Below are 17,557 nucleotides of genomic sequence, written 5' to 3'. Positions count from 1 at the left end.
TTTTTCTTTGCCCAAGCCCCTGCACCCCGGATCCCATGCCGTCGCTGGAATTACCGGGACGGGTTGGATAAAACGAAGGCGACACAATCCCGGATGCGCACATGAACCTCTTCGTCGGCCTCGGCAATCCCGGCGGCAAATATGCCGGCAACCGCCACAACATCGGCTTCATGGCGCTGGATGCCATCGCGTCGGACCATGGGTTCGGGCCGTGGAAATCCAAGTTCCAGGCCGAGCTGTCCGAGGGCATGCTGCGCGGCGAAAAGGTACTGCTGCTGAAACCGCAGACCTTCATGAACCTCTCGGGCCAGTCCGTCGGCGAGGCGATGCGGTTCTACAAGCTGACGCCGGGCGACGTGACCGTCTTTCACGACGAACTGGATCTCGCCCCCGGCAAGCTGCGCTGCAAGACCGGCGGTGGCCATGCGGGCCACAACGGGTTGCGGTCGATCCACCAGCATATCGGGCCGGATTATCACCGCGTCCGGCTGGGCATCGGGCATCCTGGCCACAAGGACAAGGTCGCGCCTTACGTGCTGTCGGATTTCGCCAAGGCCGAACAGGGCTGGCTGGACGACATGATGCGCGGCATCGGTGACGGCGCCGCAGACCTCGCGGCGGGCGACACCGGCAAGTTCATGAACGCCGTCGCCCTGCGGACGGCCCCGCCGCGTAGCTCGACCACGAAGCCGAAGGCCGAAGCCAAGTCGGCCACCGCACCTGAAGCCGTGCCCGAGACCCCGACAGAGGACACCCGCTCGCCCCTGCAAAGACTGGCCGACAAGTTCCGGTGACCGCGCTCGCCCCCCTCTTCGCCCGGCAGGCCGAAGCCTGCGGGCGGCTCGGGTCGCCCTTCATGGCACGACTGCTGACGCTGTGCGGAGAGCGCCTGGCCCCGGGCCATCCCGTGACCGACCGCCTTCTGGCCTGGCCCGGCGATGCGACCGCCACCGGCGACGCCATCGCCCTGCGCTTTGCCGGGGCCATGCATGCGCTGGCCCTGATGGGCCGGGACGACGGCCTTGTCGCCGCATATCCGCCGCACACCGTCGCTGATGATGTGCTCTGGCAGGCCGTTCGGGCCGCCATGACCGCGCATCAATCCCATATCATGCACTGGCTCGACAGCGCGCCGCAGACGAACGAGGTCCGAAGGTCCGCCGCGATGATCGCCGCGACGCAACTGCTGGCCGCCCGCTTTCCCGGCCTGCCGTTCCGACTGTCGGAACTTGGGGCCTCGGCCGGGCTGAACCTCTGGTTCGACCACTATGCGCTGGCCCTGCCCGATGGCACGGCCCGCGGGGCGGTGGATCCGGTTCTGACGCTGGCCCCGGATTGGACAGGCCCCCTGCCGCCCGTGGCACCGGTCACCGTCGCGGACCGGCGGGGCGTGGATCTGAACCCCCTGTCCCCCGACGCCCCCGACGACCGCCTGCGGTTGGCCAGCTACACCTGGCCCGATCAGCCCGAGCGCATGGCGCGGCTGGACGCGGCGCTGACCGTCGCGCAACCGGTCGTCGACCGGGGCGATGCCGCCAATTGGCTGGCCGACAGGCTGGCAGCCCCGACGCCCGGGCAGATCGACCTCGTCTTCCACACCATCGCCTGGCAGTACTTTCCCGCCGCCACCGACGTCGCCCTGCGCGCCACCCTGACCGAGGCCGGATCGCGCGCCCGCCCCGACGCGCCCCTGGCGCATCTGTCGGTCGAATTCGAAGATGGCCAGCCTCTGGCCACCATGCGGCTGACAGTGTGGACCGGAGACGCCCCGCAGGTGCTGGACCTTGGCCGGATGAACGCCCACGGGATCACCGTCGAGGCCGCCGCGCCCTTCGCACTCTGACTGGCGGCGCACCCGCCGGGGCGCTAGATTGACCGGCAAGGAGCACCCCATGACCCGCAAAGATCCCGCCATCAACGTCCTCGGCACAGTGCTTGAGCCCTGTTCGACCGCGCCGGTCACCGGCTTCTTCCGCGACGGCCACTGCAACACCTGCGCTGAGGATCAGGGATCCCACACGGTCTGCGCGGTGATGACGGCCGAATTCCTGGCCTATTCGAAATACGTCGGCAACGACCTGTCGACGCCCCTGCCGCAGTTCAACTTTCCCGGCCTCAGGCCCGGCGACCGCTGGTGCCTTTGCGCGGCGCGGTTCCTGCAGGCCCACGACGAAGGCTGCGCGCCCGAGGTCCACCTAGGCGCCACGCACCAAGGCGCGCTTGATATCGTGCCGATCGAGGTGCTGCGCGAACACGCGGAAAAAACCTAACGGGCTCAAAGGTCAGGCCGGTTGGGGCGCGTTTTTTCGCGTCTCGATGGATCACTTTCGGCGTTGGCAACGTACCTTCTGTATCAGGCACCGGCCCGTGCTGCCCGCAGGGACGCTGCCCCAACTCAGAGGGAACGCCCATGACCCGCCTTTTTGCCGCCAGCCTTCTTGCCCTGTCCCTTGCCACGCCCGCGCTGTCCGCGGGGTCCGACAGCAGCGAACCGCCAAAGACGACCAAGACCTCGACCGACTGCAAATCCGGTGAGGTCTGGGACGAGAAGACCAAGACCTGTCTCGACGTGAAATCCGACGCCGTGACCGACGACGACCGCTATCTCGCCGCGCGCGAACTGGCCTACGACGGTCAGTATGACCGCGCGCTGGATGTCCTGGCCGCGGCCCAGAACCAGAACGATCCGCGCATCCTGAACTACTACGGCTTCACCAACCGCAAGCTGGGTCACACCGAGGTCGCGATGGACTATTACCGCGCGGCTTTGGCGATCGACCCGGACTACGTGCTGGCCCGGTCCTACATGGGCCAGGGGCTGATGGCCGAGGGCGACCTGGTCGGCGCGGTCGAGCAGCTTGAGGAAATCCGCCTGCGCGCCGGAACCGAAACCTGGGCCTACGCCAGCCTCAGGGACGCCATCGCAGGGGCGCCCACCACCTGGTAAGTCGCCCCTTTAAACGACACCACCCCCGGCGATGAACCGGGGGTGGCGTGAACTTGGGAAACCGGTAAGGACCGTCAGTCGGCGCTGCGGCCCTCGGTATCCGACATGTCGAAGCCCAGATAGCGCGCGACGGTCTGCACGTCCTTGTCGCCCCGGCCGCACATGTTCATCACGATGATGTGGTCCTTGGGCAGGGTCGGCGCGATCTTCATCACATGCGCCAGCGCGTGACAGGGCTCCAGCGCGGGGATGATGCCTTCGGTCGAACAGGACAGCTGGAACGCCTCAAGCGCCTCCTTGTCGGTGATCGACACGTACTGCGCGCGCCCGATGTCATGCAGCCAGGAATGTTCCGGTCCGATGCCCGGATAATCAAGGCCCGCCGAGATCGAGTAGCCCTCGAGGATCTGCCCCTCGTCGTCCTGCAACAGGTAGGTCCGGTTGCCATGCAGCACCCCCGGACGCCCGCCGGTGAGCGAGGCGCAGTGCTCCATCTTGTCGTCGACACCCTTGCCGCCGGCCTCGACCCCGATGATGTTCACCGACTTCTCGTCGAGGAATTCATAGAACAGACCCATGGCGTTGGACCCGCCGCCGATCGCCGCGATCACGGTGTCGGGCAGGCGGCCTTCGCCTTCCTGCTCGGCCAGCTGCCAGCGGACTTCGCGGCCGATGATCGACTGGAAATCGCGCACCATCGCCGGATAGGGGTGCGGGCCCGCCACGGTGCCGATACAGTAGAACGTGTCGCGCACGTTGGTCACCCAGTCGCGCAGCGCGTCGTTCATCGCATCCTTCAGCGTGCCCCGACCCGAGGTGACGGGAACGACCTCGGCCCCCAGAAGACGCATCCGGAACACGTTCGGCGCCTGCCGCTGCACGTCATGCGCGCCCATGTAGATCACGCATTTCAGGCCGAACTTGGCACAGACCGTCGCGGTCGCCACGCCGTGCTGGCCCGCGCCCGTTTCCGCGATGATCCGGGTCTTGCCCATGCGGCGGGCCAGGATGATCTGGCCCAGCACGTTGTTGATCTTGTGCGCGCCGGTGTGGTTCAGCTCGTCCCGCTTGAGGTAGATCTTCGCCCCGCCCAGATGCGCCGTCAGCCGTTCGGCGTGATACAGCGGCGAGGGCCGCCCGACATAATGCTTCCACAGGTCGTCCATCTCGTCCCAGAAGGTCTGGTCCGTCTTGGCGTGTTCATATTCCTTCTCGAGATCGAGGATCAGCGGCATCAGCGTTTCCGACACGAAACGCCCGCCGAATTGCCCGAACCGCCCCTTGTCGTCGGGGCCGTTCATGAAGGAGTTGAAAAGATCGTCCATCGCCGTCGCTCCCTGCGGTTTCGCCCGTGATTAAGGGGGAAAAGGGGCGATGACCAGCCTTTTGCGGCAATGGATCGCAGTTGGGGATCGCAGTCGGAAAGACCCCCGCACGCAATTCGGGTGCCGCCACCGACCCGACCCCGTTCCCCCTGCGGGCGCGACGGGATAGTGTCGGCGCATGGAATCGGCTCTCGACTGGCACAGCGCGCTGGCCCTGCTGGACTGGCAGGTCGACCTTGGCGCGGACGAGGCGATCGGCGATGCGCCGGTCGACCGCTTTGCCGTGGCCGAAGAGACGCCCAAGAAAGCCGCCGACAACGCCCCCGTCCAGATCGTCAAGCGGCAGGAGATCGACGCGGTCGACATCGCCCGGCAGGCCGCGACCCAGGCCGACACGCTGGATGCCCTGCGCGAGGCGCTGGCGGGCTACGATCACTGTGACCTCAAGCGCGGCGCCAAGTCGCTGGTCTTTGCCGACGGCAACCCCGCCGCCCGCGTGCTGATCCTGGGCGAAGCCCCGGGCCGCGAGGAAGACCGCGAGGGCCGCCCCTTTGTCGGACGCGCCGGACACCTGCTGGACCGGATGCTGGACGCGATCGGCCTGGACCGCAGCGCCGACACCCCCGACCGCGCGGTCTATATCACCAACGTCCTGCCCTGGCGCCCGCCGCAGAACCGCGACCCCGAGGCCGAGGAAATCGCGATGATGCTGCCCTTCGTGCAGAAGCACATCGAACTGGTGAACCCCGACATCATCGTGCTGATGGGCAATATCGCCTGTCGCGCGGGGCTGAAGAAACAGGGCATCCTGCGCCTTCGCGGCCAGTGGTCCGAAGCCTTCGGCCGCCCTGCCCTGCCGATGACCCACCCCGCCTACCTGCTGCGTACGCCCCACGCCAAACGCGACGCCTGGGCCGACCTGCTGTCCCTGAAAGCCCGTCTGACATGATCGATCCGCTGATACTGCTGGCCTTTCTGCCGGCAAGCCTTGCCCTGAACATCACCCCCGGGGCGGACATGATGTTCTGTTTCGCGCAAGGCTTGCGGCGCGGGCCGCGCGCGGCCTGGGCGGCCTCGGCCGGGGTGGCGACGGGCGGGATGATCCACGCGCTGGTGGCCGGCCTGGGCCTGGCCGCGCTGATCGCGGCGCATCCCGGCATCCTGACGGCGATCCGCTGGCTGGGCGTCGGCTATCTGCTGTGGCTCGCGGTCAAATCCCTGCGCGCCTCTCGCCCCGACATCCCCCGGGACGCACCGTCGCACGCCTTTCGCGAAGGACTTCTGGTGAACCTGACGAACCCCAAGGTGATCCTGTTCGTGCTGGCCTTCCTGCCGCAGTTCGTCGACCCGGCCCGCCCGCTGCTGCCGCAGTTCCTGATCTTCGGCGCCGCGCTTGGGATCGGCGGCTTTGTCATCAACGGCACTGTCGGCCACCTGGCCGGTGGCGCCGGTCGGCAGATGGCCGCCTCCGAACGGTTTTCCCGTTGGCTGGGCCGGGTTAGCGCCGGGATCTTCGGCCTGTTGGCCCTGCGCCTGGCGCTGTTGGAGCAGACATGACCCGCGACTTCATCCCCATTGGCATCGCCGTCCTGACGGTCTCTGACACCCGCACCCTGGCCGAGGACCGGTCGGGCGACACGCTGGTCGCCCGGATCGAAGACGCGGGCCATCGGCTGGCGGCCCGGGCCATCACCATCGACGACCGCGACCTGATCAGCGCCCAGCTGCGCGACTGGATCGCAGACCCCGCCATCGACGCCATCGTGACGACCGGCGGCACCGGCCTGACCGGCCGCGACGTCACGGTCGAGGCGCACCGCGATGTCTATGAAAAGGAAATCGACGCCTTCGGGACCGTCTTCACCATCGTCTCAATGAAGAAGATCGGCACCTCGGCCGTGCAGTCCCGCGCCACCGCCGGGGTCGCGGGGGGGACCTATCTTTTTGCCCTGCCCGGCAGCACCGGGGCCTGCAAGGACGCCTGGGACGAAATCCTCGTGCACCAGTTCGACTACCGCCACAGCCCCTGCAATTTTGTCGAGATAATGCCCCGCCTCGACGAACACCTGCGCCGGAAATGACCCATGCTTGAACTGCGTCCGAACTGCGAACTCTGCGACCGCGACCTGCCGCCCCAGTCCGGGGACGCGCGGATCTGTTCCTATGAATGCACCTATTGCGCCCATTGCGTCGAAACGGTGCTGCATAACGTCTGCCCGACCTGCGGCGGAGGCTTCGCGCCCCGCCCCATCCGGCCCGCGCGCAACCATCGCGAGGGCAAGCGGCTTGGCCTGGCTCATCACCCGGCCTCGACCACCCGGGTGACCTCGCCCTACACGGCCGAGGATATCGCAGCCCACGTCGCCCGCCTGCGCGACACCGCGCCCCGGGATCGCTAGTCCGGGATCGCCAGTCGGGGGATCGCCCGCCCCGGCGCCCAAATTATTTTCGACCGAAAGTGGCACATGCGGCGTATCATCTGTGATAACGCCGTCGTGGCTTGGCACGGACCTTCAATTCGGTACGGTAACCCCCGGCGTCTGAATGGATTACGGAATGCGGTTTCTGCGACATAGCCTGAGCGGGCTTTTCCTTCTTGCCCTGACACTTGGCATGCTGGTCTACGCCGGCGTGCTGGTGCGCGATGCCGTGCAGGCGCGGCTGGCCGACGAACCCTTCCGCCCGACCGCGCGGGAACGGGTCTTTACCGTCAACGTCGTCACCGCCACGCCGGAAACCATCACCCCGACCCTGACCGCCTTTGGCGAAATCCGCAGCCGCCGCACGCTGCAGATCCGCGCGTCCTCGGCCGGACAGATCATCGAACTGTCGGAAGATTTCGAAGAAGGGGCCGAGGTCACGGCAGGCCAGACCCTGGCCCGGATCGACCCGACGAACGCCCGGTTCGCGCTGGAACGGGCCGAGGCCAACCTGCGGGACGCCGAAGCCGATGCCGCCGACGCCAAGCGCGCCATCGAGCTGGCGCAGGACACGCTCACCGCCTCGCAGGAACAGCAGACGCTGCAGCAGCGCGCCTACGAACGCCAGCAGGATCTGCGCGCACGGGGTGTCGGCAGCGCCTCGGCCGTCGAGGCGGCGGAACTGTCGACCGCCGGCGCCCGCCAATCCGTGATCTCCGCCCGCAACGCCCTGGCACAGGCCGAAAATCGCGTCTCGACCACGGAAAGCGAGGTCAACCGCGCCCGCATCGCCCGGGACGAGGCGCAGCGCGCGCTGGACGACACCACCATCACCGCCGAATTCGACGGCACCCTGTCGGATGTCGCCGTGGTCGAAGGCGGGCTGGTTACCGCCAACGAACAGCTGGCGCAGCTGGTCGATGCCTCCGCGCTTGAGGTCGCCTTCCGCGTGTCGACAGCCCAATACGCGCGGCTGCTGGACGACGACGGCCGCCTGCTGAAGGCCCCGATCACCGTGTCGCTGGACGTGCAGGGCATTGCGCTGACGGCCGACGGCACGATCACCCGTGACAGCGCCGCCGTGGGGGAAGGCCAGACCGGGCGGCTGGTCTTTGCCCGGCTCGACAGCGCGCGGGGTCTGAAGCCCGGGGATTTCGTGACCACCGCCATCACCGAACCCCCGCTTGAACGCGTCGTCCGCCTGCCCGCCACCGCGCTGGACGCCGACAACACCGTTCTGGCGATCAACGACGAAAGCCGTCTTGAGGCGCTGAGCGTCCGCCTGCTGCGTCGTCAGGGCGACGACGTGCTGGTGCGGGGGCCCGAGTTGAACGGGCAGGACATCGTCGCACAGCGCTCGCCCCTCTTGGGCAGCGGTATCAAGGTCACGCCGCTGCGCCCTGCCGGGGATGCGGAACCCGACGAACCCGCGCTGGTCGAACTGACGCCGGAACGTCGCGAAAAGCTCAAGGCCTTCATCAGCGCCAACCAGCGCCTGCCCGATGACGTCAAGACCCGGATCCTCGCCCAGCTCGAGGCCGACCGCGTGCCAGCCACAATGATCGAGCGCATCGAACAACGGATGGGGGGCTGACGCCATGCGGGACCTGCCCCGGCCCGGTGGCGGGCTTCTGTCCTACTTCACCCGCCATCGGACGGCGGCGAACCTGCTGCTGATCATCCTGCTGGCGCTTGGCATCGCCGCCGTGCCCAACATGCGGGCGCAGTTCTTCCCCGACACCATCGTCGACGACATGACCGTGTCGGTTACCTGGGACGGCGCCGGGGCCGAAGACATCGACGCCGCGATCGTGCAGATCATGGAACCGACCCTGCTGGCCATCGAAGGGGTGGAAAGCAGCGAAAGCACCTCGCGCGAAGGGCGCGCCTCGATCCGGCTTGAATTCGAACCGGGCTGGGACATGGCGCGCGCCGGCGATGACGTGCAGACGGCGGTCGAGTCGGTCACCAACCTGCCCGCCGAGGCCGAGGATCCGACGATCCGCCGGGGCGGCTGGCGCGACCGGGTGACGGACGTGGTCATCACCGGCCCCGTCGACACCACGCAGCTGGGCCGCTTTGCCGATGAATTCACCACCCGGCTCTTTGCCGAAGGCGTCACCCGCACCACGATCAGCGGCGTCGCCGCCCCCGGCATCGTGGTCGAGGTGCCGACGGTCAGCCTGATCCGCTTCGACCTGACCATGGCCGAAATTTCGACCGCCATCGCGGGCGAGGTCGACGCCGATCCCGCAGGCAGCGTCACCGGCGCCAATGCCCGCGTCCGCACCGGTGTCGAAAAACGCTCGGCCGACCAGATCGCGGCCATCGTGTTGCGCTCGGGGCAGGACGGCACGTCGCTGACCATCGGCGATGTGGCCACCGTGCGCACCGAAGGCGCCGACCGTGACGAGGCCTATTTCGTCGGCGACAACGCGGCCGTGTCGGTGCGCGTCGACCGGTCCGACAAGGGCGACGCCATCGACATCCAGCACCGCGTCGAACAGGTGGCGGAACGGATGGAGCCGACCTTGCCCGAAGGGTCGTCGATCGAACTGATCCGCACCCGGGCCGAGGCCATCACGGGTCGGCTCAACATCCTGCTCGACAACGGGCTGATGGGGCTGGGGCTGGTCGTCATCCTGCTGTTCCTGTTCCTGAACGCGCGCACGGCAATCTGGGTGGCGGCCGGTATCCCCGTGTCGATGCTGACCGCCATCGCGCTGATGTACATGTTCGGCCTGACGCTCAACATGATCTCGCTTTTTGCGCTGATCATCACCACCGGCATCGTGGTCGACGACGCCATCGTGGTGGGCGAACATGCCGATGCCCGCGCCCGCCGTCTGGGTGAAGGCCCGATGCAGGCCGCCGAGAACGCGGCGCGCCGCATGGCCCTGCCGGTCTTCTCCGCCACGCTCACCACCGTCATCGCCTTTTTCGGCCTGACCTCGATCGGGGGGCGGTTCGGCGACATGATCTCGGATATCCCGATCACGGTGATCATGGTGCTGCTGGCCTCGCTGGTGGAATGCTTCCTGATCCTGCCGCGCCACATGGCCCACGCGCTGGTGCATGTCGGCGAAAACCACTGGTACGACTGGCCCTCGCGGCAGTTCAACCGGGGCTTCGACTGGGTGCAGACCCGCATCTTCCGGCCCTTCACCGCCGGGGTGATTATCCTGCGCTATCCGGTGCTGGCCCTGATCATGGTCGCCTTCGCCTGGCAGGCCGCCCTGTTCATCAAGGGCGACGTACCCTGGCGGTTCTTCAATTCGCCCGAACGCCCGTCGATTTCCGGCAACTTCATGATGGCCGAAGGCGCGGTGCGCGAAGACACCCTGGCCCAGCTGCGCCTTCTGCAGCAGTCGGTCGAAGAGGTCGGCGCGGATTACGAGGCGACGCATGGCCGCAATCCGATCGACTATTCCATCGGCCAGATCGGCGGCGGATCGGGGCGCGGCCTGTCGGGCGCCGACACCAAGGACGCCGACCTTCTGGGTGGCATCTCGATCGAACTGATCGACCCGGACGACCGCCCCTATTCCAGCTTCCAGTTCCTGGCCGATCTTCAGGACCGCATTCAGCGCCACCCCCTGCTTGAAGAAGTCAGCTTCCGGGGCTGGCGATCCGGGCCCGGGGGCGATGCGCTGGACGTGCAGTTTTCCGGCGCGACCTCCGAAGGGCTGAAGGCCGCGAGCGAGGCGTTGAAACAGGCGCTTCTGCCCTATGCCGAGGTCTCGGCGGTCGAGGACAACCTGGCCTACGACAAGGAAGAGCTGATCCTGGAACTGACGCCGCAGGGGCAGGCGCTCGGCTTTACCATCGACGACCTGGGCCGCGTGCTGCGCAACCGTCTGAACGGGATCGAGGCCGCGACCTTCCCCGTCGGCCCCCGCAGCGCAACCGTCCGTGTCGAGCTGCCCGAGGGAGAGCTGACGGCAGATTTCCTGGACCGCACCCAGATGCGCGCACCCTCGGGCATCTACGTGCCGCTGGCCGATATCGTGCAGGTCGACCGACGCACCGGGTTCTCGACCATCCGGCGCGAAAACGGGCTGCGCCTGATTTCCGTGACCGGCGACATATCGGACGACGATCCGGCCCGCGCGGTCGAGATCCAGCAAACCCTGCAGGACGACATCCTGCCCCGCATCGCCAGCGAACATCAGGTCGAATGGCGGCTTTCGGGGCTTAGCGAACAAGAGAACGAATTCCTTACCGACGCGGGCAACGGCACGATCCTTGTGCTGCTGGGCATCTTCCTAGTCCTCGCCTGGGTGTTTTCCAGCTGGACCAAGCCCCTGGTCGTCATGGCGATCATTCCCTTCGGGCTGATCGGCACGATCTATGGCCATTACCTGTGGGATGTGCCGCTGTCGATGTTCACTGTCATCGGCGTGATCGGCATGACCGGGATCATCATCAACGATTCCATCGTGCTGGTGACCACCATCGACGAATACGCCGAAGACCGCGGGCTGATCCCGTCGATCATCGACGGCACTGCGGACCGTCTGCGCCCGGTGATGCTGACGACGCTGACCACCGTGCTGGGCCTTGCCCCGCTGCTGTACGAACAGTCAAGCCAGGCCCAGTTCCTGCGCCCGACGGTGATTTCGCTGGTCTACGGGCTGGGCTTCGGGATGGTGCTGGTGCTGATGCTGGTGCCTGCGCTTCTGGCGATCCAGCACGACATCACGCGGCAGGTGACTGCCGCGCGTCGCGCCCTGCGCAGCCGGGCAACCGGGCTGCGGCTGGTGACAGCGGTCACGGGCGTCGTGATGCTGGCATGGCTGGGCGCGACCCTTGGCGTCACGGCCGTGACGGGCACCTTGCCCGCCGTTCTGGGCACCGCGCTGCCGATCCTGGCAGGCCTGTCGCCGATGGTCGCAGCCCTGGCTCTGTTCGTCGCGGGAACGGGTGCGATGATCCTGATGGTCTATATCGCCTCGGCGGCCACCTATGCCCTGCGCCGACCGGCCGCCTGAGCGCCTAGCCGCCCGAACAGCCCTTGATCTCGACCGCCTTCGACCCGCCCAGTACGGTCATCCGCACGCCCGAGCGGTCGAACATCAGCGCCCCGCCGCGCATCGGCACCATCTCGGCCTCGGCGATCAGGCGGCGACCGTCGCGGTGCACCTCGGCTTCCGACACCCAGATCGTCGGGTCCGAAGCCTCGAGCACCACGATCTCCTCTCCGCCCATGGCGGGCAGGTCGATCTCGGCCCGGACGATGGTGCGCTTGCCCTCGGGCCGAACCGCGCAGGTCACCCGCCCCACCCCGGCATCGCGCTGCGAATAGGGCCGGTTCGCCAATGCCGCCGCAATCGACGGCACCGGGCGCGACACGGGCGGCAGGACGACTTCGTTCAGGTTCACGGTCAGCGGCACGCAGATGTCCGAACAGATGCCGAACTGAAGCTCTCCGTCCAGCTGCACCGTGCCGTCGCCCCGGGGCTGCACCCGAAGCGGCAGGACCACCCGGTCGGAATAGCCGATCGACCGCAGGCCGTTCTGGTGAAAGACTTCGGGCCGGGGCCAGATCACATCGACGGCGGCGACGTTGTCGGACCCGGACCACGAGAACACGGGCGGCACCCCGGCATCGCCGGGCGCGCGCCAGTAGGTCTTCCATCCTTCGGCCAGCCGCACCTCAAGTCCGGCGACATGGCTGCCATCGGCCTGCTGCCACCCGGGCAGTAGCCGGACGGTAACCTTGTCCGCGTAAGGATTGGCGGCAAGCGGGCCGGCTGCAAAGGCACAACAAAGGGCAAGGGATCGCATCAGGGTCATGACTTCGATCTCATGCCGCAACCCATTGGTCTGTCCAACTCACATTGATGCGACTCCCGAATCTGTGACCAACCGTTGAAACCCGGTCACAATCGGCACAAGTTATCCTGAGACGGGACAACCTAGCCCCCAACCAAGGCCCCGAGGAACGGACCGAGTGGAAGAGACGACGAACCTGACCGGCAAGACCCTGATCGCCATGCCAGACATGGGCGACAGCCGCTTCGACCGAAGCGTGATCCTTCTGTGCGCGCATTCCGACGAAGGCGCCATGGGCCTGATGGTCAACGTCCTGTCGGACGGCATCACCCTGTCGCATCTTGCCGAACAGCTGGATATCGACCGGATCGGCGGGTTCCAGAACCGTCCCGTGCACACCGGCGGCCCGGTGGAACAGGAACGCGGATTCGTCCTGCACACGACCGACTACACCAGCTCTCTCTCGACGCTCGAGGTGACGGACCAGATCGCAATGACCGGGACGCTCGACATCATCGAGGACCTGGTCGAAGGCACCGGGCCGGACGTCGCGCTGATCTGCCTTGGCTACTGCGGCTGGGGCCCCGGGCAGCTGGAAAGCGAAATCGCCCAGAACGCCTGGCTGGTGGGCGAGGCGCCGCTGCCGCTGATCTTCGCCACCCCGGACCCGAAAAAATGGGAAGCCGCGCTGGCCAATGAAAAGATCTCGGCCCTGACGCTGTCGACGACGGCGGGGCGCGCCTAGCGCGGTGCCGCCGCCCGCCGCAGACGGTCGTTGATCGCCGCGCCCAGCCCCTCTTCGGGCACCGGCGCCACGGCGATCCGCTCGGCGCCCCGGGCATCCATCGCGTGGAAATGGCGAAACAGGTTGGCCGCGGCCTCGGCCAGGTCACCGGACGCGGACAGGTTCAGATCACAGGCCATGTCGCCAAAGCCCAGGTAAACCTCGTGCGGCTCGGGCCTGGTAACGCCCAGACGCACGCGGCCCTGTGGGGCGTAATGGCTGGCCAACTGGCCGGGTGCGTCGATGGCATCACCCTCGGCCCGGTGACGCGGGGTGTAGCCCAGCACCTGCGCCAGCGCCTCGGCGGTCACGCCGCCCTCGCGCAGGATGACGGCACGCCCCTCCGGGAAGCCCAGGATCGTGCTTTCCACCCCGACCGCGCAATCGCCGCCGTCCAGCACCGCCGCGATGCGCCCGTCCAGCCCCGCCATCACATGCGCCGCCGTCGTCGGGCTGATCCGCCCCGAAGGGTTCGCAGACGGCGCCGCGACCCCGGCTCCGACGCCGCGCAACAGCGCCCGCGCCACGGGATGGGCGGGCATCCGCACGGCCAGCGTGCGCAGACCGGCGGTGACCAGCGGCGACACCGGCGCGCCCGGCTTCAACGGCAGGACGATGGTCAGCGGGCCGGGCCAGAAGGCGTCGATTACCGGCCGCGCGACTGCGGGCACCTCGACCAGGTCCTCAAGCTGCGCGGCTTCGGCCACATGCACGATCAGCGGGTTGAACGACGGACGCCCCTTGGCCTCGTAGATCCCCGCCACCGCCCGGTCGTCACGCGCCAGCCCGGCCAGCCCGTAGACGGTTTCCGTCGGCATGGCGACCAACGCCCCGTCGCGCAGCAGGCCCGCCGCGCGGGCGATCCCTTCCTCGGTCGACGGCAGAACCTCGGTCATCGTCATCCTCTTGTGACGCCGCGTTTGGGGTTGCGGCAAAACCGGGCTTGTCTAGCCTTCCCGGCAAAACCTGTGCATAGAGAACGCCGTGCCGCTTGCCAAGCGCCGGTCATGAGTGGAGGAGGACCCCATGCCCTATCGTTCCCCCGTCGCCGAATACAAGTTCGTGCTGGACGAAATCGTCGGCTTTTCCCAGGTCGCCGAGACCGACACCTACGCCGAGGCGACCCCCGACACGGTCGAGGCGATCCTGACCGAGGTTGGCCGCCTGGCGGATGAAGTGCTTGCCCCGCTCAACCGCAATGGCGACCTGGACCCGGCCAAGCTGGAAAACGGCGTCGTGCGGACCTCCAAGGGGTTTTCCGACGGTTACGCCGCGATCACCGAAGGCGGTTGGGTTGGCCTTGCTGCGCCCGCCGATCATGGCGGCATGGGCCTGCCGCAGACGCTGAACTGCGCGGTCAATGACCTGTTTGCCGGGTCCTGCATGGCGCTTGGCCTCAACCCGCTGCTGACGCAGGGCCAGATCGAGGCGCTGGAACACCACGCCCCCGACTGGATGAAAGAGCTGTACCTGCCCAAGCTGATTTCCGGCGAATGGTCGGGCACGATGAACCTGACCGAACCGCAGGCCGGGTCCGACGTGGGCGCGCTGACCTCGAAGGCGGTGCCGAACGGTGACGGCACCTACAGGATCTCGGGCCAGAAGATCTATATCTCCTGGGGGGATCACGACTTTGGCGGCAACGTCTGCCACCTTGTCCTGGCCCGTCTGCCCGAAGCCGCCCCCGGCACCAAGGGCATCAGTCTTTTCATGGTGCCCAAGTTCATCCCGAACGACGACGGATCGCTTGGCGACGCCAATGCGCTGCGTGTCGTGTCGCTGGAACACAAGATGGGCATCCACGGATCGCCGACTTGCGTGATGGAATTCTCGGACGCGACCGGTTGGCTCGTGGGCGAGGAAAACAAGGGCATGGCCGCGATGTTCACCATGATGAACAACGCCCGGCTCGGCGTCGGCATCCAGGGCATCGGCATCGCCGAAGGCGCGATGCAGCACGCCCAGTCCTATGCGCTGGACCGCAAACAGGGTCGCACCCCGCTTGAGGGCAAGGGCGGCACCGGCACCATTGCCGATTTCGCCGATGTGCGCCGGATGCTGGCCACGATGAAGGCAGACACCTTCGCCGCCCGCGCCATCGCGCTGGCCTGCGGTGTGGCGATCGACATGGCCACGGCAACCGGCGACGCCACCTGGAAGACCCGCGCGGCCTTCCTGACCCCGATCGCCAAGACCTTCGGCACCGAAACCGGCATCACCGTCTCCGAGATCGGTGTGCAGATTCACGGTGGCATGGGCTTCATCGAGGAAACCGGCGCCGCGCAATTCAGCCGCGATGTCCGCGTGACCGCGATCTACGAGGGCACCAATGGCATCCAGGCGATGGACATGGTCGCGCGCAAGATGATGGACGGCGGTGAAATGGCCGTGGCCCTGATCGACGAGGTCGAAGCCAACGCCGAAGCCGCCCGTGCCGATTTCCCCGACCTGGGCAACGCCGTGTGGCAGGCCGCCGAAACCCTGCGCGAGGCCACCGAGTGGATGGTCGCGCAGGGCGAGTTGAACGATCGTTTCGCTGGCGCCGTGCCCTACCTGATGGGCTTCGCCCGTGTTCTGGGCGGGCACTATCACCTGAAAGCCGCGATGGCCGAAGGCGGCGATGGCCCGCGCACTCGGCTGGCCAAGTTCTATATCGACCGACTGCTGCCGGAACACGCCGGCCACCTCGCCCACGCCACCTGCGGCGCCGACGACCTTTACGCCTTCACGACCGAGGAGCTGACAGCTTGAAATCCGACCACGCCGCCCTCGCCTTTCCCTGGCCCGACGTCCCCGAAGCGGGCGAGGCCGTAGAGATCGCGGAGGGCGTGCTGTGGATGGCGCTGCCGCTGGAATCCCCTCTCAAGTGGATCAACGTGGTGGCGCTGGACGACGGCGACAGCTGGACGCTGATCGACACCGGCACCTATTCGAAAAAGACCGTCGGCTACTGGGAACAGAACCTGGCGGGACCGCTGAAGGGCAAGCCGGTCGGGCGCGTGATCTCGACCCATCACCACCCCGACCACGTCGGCATGACCGGTTGGTTCATGCAACGCCACGACGCCGAACACTGGGCGTCGCGCACCACCTACCTGCTGACCCGGATGCTGGTCATGGATATCGAGGAACGCCCGACCGAGGCCTCGATCCGCTACTGGCACCGCGCCGGGATGCCCGCCGCGCGCATCGAACAGAAAAAGAAGGAACGCCCCTTCAACTTCGCCGACATCTGCCACGACGTGCCGGTCGGCCACACCCGCATCCAGCAGGGCGACGTGATCCGCGCGGGTGGGCGCGACTGGGACATCCACATGGGCAACGGCCATGCGCCGGAACATGTGACCATGTGGTCCCGCGACGACAACCTCGTGATCGCGGGCGATCAGGTGCTGCCAACGATCAGCCCGAACGTCGGCGTCCAGCCCGCCGAACCCGAGGCCGACCCGCTGGCCGAATGGCTTGAGGCCTGCGAACGCCTGCAACCCATGGCGCGCGAGGATCACGTGGTGATCGGCGGTCACAAGCTGCCCTTCACCGGCCTGCCCCGCCGGATGAACGACCTGATCGAAAACCACCACTCCTGCCTCGACCGGCTGCTGGATCACATCCGCGAGCCGAAGGTGGCGGTCGCCTGCTTCTCGCCGCTGTTCAAGCGCGAGATCGTGGATGCGATCTACAACCTTGCCATGGTCGAGGCCTATGCCCATCTTCAGCATCTCTACAAGACGGGCCGCGCCAGCCGCACCCTGCGGGACGATGGCGCCTATGAATGGCAGGCGATCTGATGGACGACAGCATCCAGACCTCGGCCGAAGCCGAAGAGGCCGACGCCCTGCCGCGCCGCCACGAGGCCCTGCGCGACGGCACCACGCCCTTGCCCAACCACGTGACGGAAAAGCCCACCAAGTCGAAAAGCCCCGCCGAATGGGCCTATGAGCGGCTGATCCTTTACATTCAGTCCTTCGAGGAAGGCCTTGATGCGGATCAGGAAGTCGCCATGGGGTTCGTCGGCAACGACACCGGTGTGCTGCGGATCGAGGGCATGGGCTTTTTCGACCCCGACATCCTGACCTTCTACGGCACCGACACCCAGGGCGTTCGCACCCAGCTGGTCCAGCACGTCAGCCAGTTGTCGGTCGCCCTGCGCGCCATGCCGAAGATGCCCGAGCGCAAGGAACCCAACCGCATCGGCTTCCGGCTTCAGCGGGATCTGGAAAACTCGACCACCACCGACCCGAAGGCGTGACAGGCCGGACTGAATCGGCTAATCACGCCCCGACCACGTATCAGAGGATTGACTGAC

General features: G+C 67.2%; 17 protein-coding genes. 14 read left to right on the top strand and 3 right to left on the bottom strand.

Annotated features, from left to right (window positions below):
* Positions 1 to 101: 101 nt before the first annotated feature.
* The 4 genes from pth (at position 102) to E4S58_RS11895 (ending at position 2,947) form a co-directional block, all read left to right on the top strand.
* Positions 102 to 794 carry an aminoacyl-tRNA hydrolase gene (pth, locus tag E4S58_RS11910; protein WP_136636609.1) on the top strand — a complete coding sequence of 231 codons (693 nt, stop codon included), beginning with the start codon at positions 102 to 104 and terminating at the stop codon, positions 792 to 794.
* Positions 791 to 1,843 carry a DUF2332 domain-containing protein gene (locus tag E4S58_RS11905; protein ID WP_136636608.1) on the top strand — a complete coding sequence of 351 codons (1,053 nt, stop codon included), beginning with the start codon at positions 791 to 793 and terminating at the stop codon, positions 1,841 to 1,843. Before pth ends, E4S58_RS11905 begins: the two co-directional genes overlap by 4 nt.
* A gap of 49 nt (positions 1,844 to 1,892) precedes the next feature.
* Positions 1,893 to 2,270: a DUF2237 family protein gene (locus E4S58_RS11900; RefSeq protein WP_136636607.1), complete on the top strand. Its 378-nt coding sequence runs from the start codon at positions 1,893 to 1,895 to the stop codon at positions 2,268 to 2,270.
* A gap of 140 nt (positions 2,271 to 2,410) precedes the next feature.
* A complete protein-coding gene (locus E4S58_RS11895) occupies positions 2,411 to 2,947 on the top strand; it encodes a tetratricopeptide repeat protein (protein WP_136636606.1) in 537 nt (178 codons plus the stop codon).
* A gap of 74 nt (positions 2,948 to 3,021) precedes the next feature.
* Here the strand turns inward: E4S58_RS11895 and trpB are convergent, their stop codons facing one another.
* Complete coding sequence (gene trpB / locus E4S58_RS11890; protein ID WP_136636605.1) at positions 3,022 to 4,272, bottom strand: tryptophan synthase subunit beta; 1,251 nt, start codon at positions 4,270 to 4,272, stop codon at positions 3,022 to 3,024.
* Positions 4,273 to 4,450: 178 nt separating this feature from the next.
* Between trpB and E4S58_RS11885 the strand changes: the two genes are divergently transcribed.
* The 6 genes from E4S58_RS11885 (at position 4,451) to E4S58_RS11860 (ending at position 11,683) form a co-directional block, all read left to right on the top strand.
* Positions 4,451 to 5,221 (top strand): uracil-DNA glycosylase, encoded by a 771-nt coding sequence (locus E4S58_RS11885; RefSeq protein WP_136636604.1) that lies wholly within the window; start codon positions 4,451 to 4,453, stop codon positions 5,219 to 5,221.
* A complete protein-coding gene (locus tag E4S58_RS11880; RefSeq protein WP_136636603.1) occupies positions 5,218 to 5,829 on the top strand; it encodes a LysE family translocator in 612 nt (203 codons plus the stop codon). Before E4S58_RS11885 ends, E4S58_RS11880 begins: the two co-directional genes overlap by 4 nt.
* A complete protein-coding gene (gene moaB, locus E4S58_RS11875; RefSeq protein ID WP_136636602.1) occupies positions 5,826 to 6,353 on the top strand; it encodes a molybdenum cofactor biosynthesis protein B in 528 nt (175 codons plus the stop codon). The genes E4S58_RS11880 and moaB overlap by 4 nt, the downstream gene beginning before the upstream one ends.
* A gap of 3 nt (positions 6,354 to 6,356) precedes the next feature.
* Positions 6,357 to 6,671, top strand: a complete 315-nt coding sequence (locus E4S58_RS11870; protein WP_136636601.1) for a DUF1272 domain-containing protein — start codon at positions 6,357 to 6,359, stop codon at positions 6,669 to 6,671.
* Positions 6,672 to 6,828: 157 nt separating this feature from the next.
* Positions 6,829 to 8,286, top strand: a complete 1,458-nt coding sequence (locus E4S58_RS11865; RefSeq protein ID WP_136636600.1) for an efflux RND transporter periplasmic adaptor subunit — start codon at positions 6,829 to 6,831, stop codon at positions 8,284 to 8,286.
* A 4-nt stretch (positions 8,287 to 8,290) separates the two neighbouring features.
* The gene (locus E4S58_RS11860) at positions 8,291 to 11,683 is read left to right on the top strand and encodes an efflux RND transporter permease subunit (RefSeq protein WP_136636599.1); all 3,393 of its coding nucleotides are present in this window, start codon (positions 8,291 to 8,293) and stop codon (positions 11,681 to 11,683) included.
* A 4-nt stretch (positions 11,684 to 11,687) separates the two neighbouring features.
* On the opposite strand, the gene E4S58_RS11855 is transcribed toward E4S58_RS11860, so the two are convergent.
* A complete protein-coding gene (locus E4S58_RS11855; RefSeq protein WP_136636598.1) occupies positions 11,688 to 12,488 on the bottom strand; it encodes a protein-disulfide reductase DsbD domain-containing protein in 801 nt (266 codons plus the stop codon).
* A 157-nt stretch (positions 12,489 to 12,645) separates the two neighbouring features.
* Here E4S58_RS11855 and E4S58_RS11850 point away from each other — a divergent pair, with 157 nt between their 5' ends.
* Positions 12,646 to 13,212, top strand: a complete 567-nt coding sequence (locus E4S58_RS11850) for a YqgE/AlgH family protein (RefSeq protein WP_240789538.1) — start codon at positions 12,646 to 12,648, stop codon at positions 13,210 to 13,212.
* On the opposite strand, the gene E4S58_RS11845 is transcribed toward E4S58_RS11850, so the two are convergent.
* Positions 13,209 to 14,147 carry an L-threonylcarbamoyladenylate synthase gene (locus E4S58_RS11845; protein WP_136636597.1) on the bottom strand — a complete coding sequence of 313 codons (939 nt, stop codon included), beginning with the start codon at positions 14,145 to 14,147 and terminating at the stop codon, positions 13,209 to 13,211. The genes E4S58_RS11850 and E4S58_RS11845 overlap by 4 nt on opposite strands.
* A gap of 130 nt (positions 14,148 to 14,277) precedes the next feature.
* Here E4S58_RS11845 and E4S58_RS11840 point away from each other — a divergent pair, with 130 nt between their 5' ends.
* From E4S58_RS11840 to E4S58_RS11830, 3 genes are read left to right on the top strand one after another with little or no spacing between them, the layout of a single operon-like run.
* Positions 14,278 to 16,002, top strand: a complete 1,725-nt coding sequence (locus E4S58_RS11840) for an acyl-CoA dehydrogenase family protein (protein WP_136636596.1) — start codon at positions 14,278 to 14,280, stop codon at positions 16,000 to 16,002.
* Positions 15,999 to 17,039: an MBL fold metallo-hydrolase gene (locus E4S58_RS11835; protein ID WP_240789537.1), complete on the top strand. Its 1,041-nt coding sequence runs from the start codon at positions 15,999 to 16,001 to the stop codon at positions 17,037 to 17,039. The genes E4S58_RS11840 and E4S58_RS11835 overlap by 4 nt, the downstream gene beginning before the upstream one ends.
* A complete protein-coding gene (locus tag E4S58_RS11830) occupies positions 17,039 to 17,500 on the top strand; it encodes a hypothetical protein (RefSeq protein ID WP_136636843.1) in 462 nt (153 codons plus the stop codon). Before E4S58_RS11835 ends, E4S58_RS11830 begins: the two co-directional genes overlap by 1 nt.
* The last annotated feature ends 57 nt before the right edge of the window (positions 17,501 to 17,557 follow it).

Origin of the sequence: Pseudooceanicola onchidii (genome assembly GCF_004959925.1) — a bacterium.
Taxonomy (GTDB): domain Bacteria; phylum Pseudomonadota; class Alphaproteobacteria; order Rhodobacterales; family Rhodobacteraceae; genus Pseudooceanicola; species Pseudooceanicola onchidii.
The sequence above is the reverse complement of the archived record's forward strand: the minus strand, read 5'-3'. Positions and strand labels throughout refer to the sequence as shown.

Coding starts and splice junctions, on each gene's coding strand:
- pth (WP_136636609.1), top strand. CDS start 102: ATGAACCTCTTCGTCGGCCTCGGCAATCCCGGCGGCAAATATGCCGGC.
- E4S58_RS11900 (WP_136636607.1), top strand. CDS start 1,893: ATGACCCGCAAAGATCCCGCCATCAACGTCCTCGGCACAGTGCTTGAG.
- E4S58_RS11895 (WP_136636606.1), top strand. CDS start 2,411: ATGACCCGCCTTTTTGCCGCCAGCCTTCTTGCCCTGTCCCTTGCCACG.
- trpB (WP_136636605.1), bottom strand. CDS start 4,272: ATGGACGATCTTTTCAACTCCTTCATGAACGGCCCCGACGACAAGGGG.
- E4S58_RS11885 (WP_136636604.1), top strand. CDS start 4,451: ATGGAATCGGCTCTCGACTGGCACAGCGCGCTGGCCCTGCTGGACTGG.
- E4S58_RS11880 (WP_136636603.1), top strand. CDS start 5,218: ATGATCGATCCGCTGATACTGCTGGCCTTTCTGCCGGCAAGCCTTGCC.
- moaB (WP_136636602.1), top strand. CDS start 5,826: ATGACCCGCGACTTCATCCCCATTGGCATCGCCGTCCTGACGGTCTCT.
- E4S58_RS11870 (WP_136636601.1), top strand. CDS start 6,357: ATGCTTGAACTGCGTCCGAACTGCGAACTCTGCGACCGCGACCTGCCG.
- E4S58_RS11865 (WP_136636600.1), top strand. CDS start 6,829: ATGCGGTTTCTGCGACATAGCCTGAGCGGGCTTTTCCTTCTTGCCCTG.
- E4S58_RS11860 (WP_136636599.1), top strand. CDS start 8,291: ATGCGGGACCTGCCCCGGCCCGGTGGCGGGCTTCTGTCCTACTTCACC.
- E4S58_RS11855 (WP_136636598.1), bottom strand. CDS start 12,488: ATGACCCTGATGCGATCCCTTGCCCTTTGTTGTGCCTTTGCAGCCGGC.
- E4S58_RS11845 (WP_136636597.1), bottom strand. CDS start 14,147: ATGACCGAGGTTCTGCCGTCGACCGAGGAAGGGATCGCCCGCGCGGCG.
- E4S58_RS11840 (WP_136636596.1), top strand. CDS start 14,278: ATGCCCTATCGTTCCCCCGTCGCCGAATACAAGTTCGTGCTGGACGAA.
- E4S58_RS11830 (WP_136636843.1), top strand. CDS start 17,039: ATGGACGACAGCATCCAGACCTCGGCCGAAGCCGAAGAGGCCGACGCC.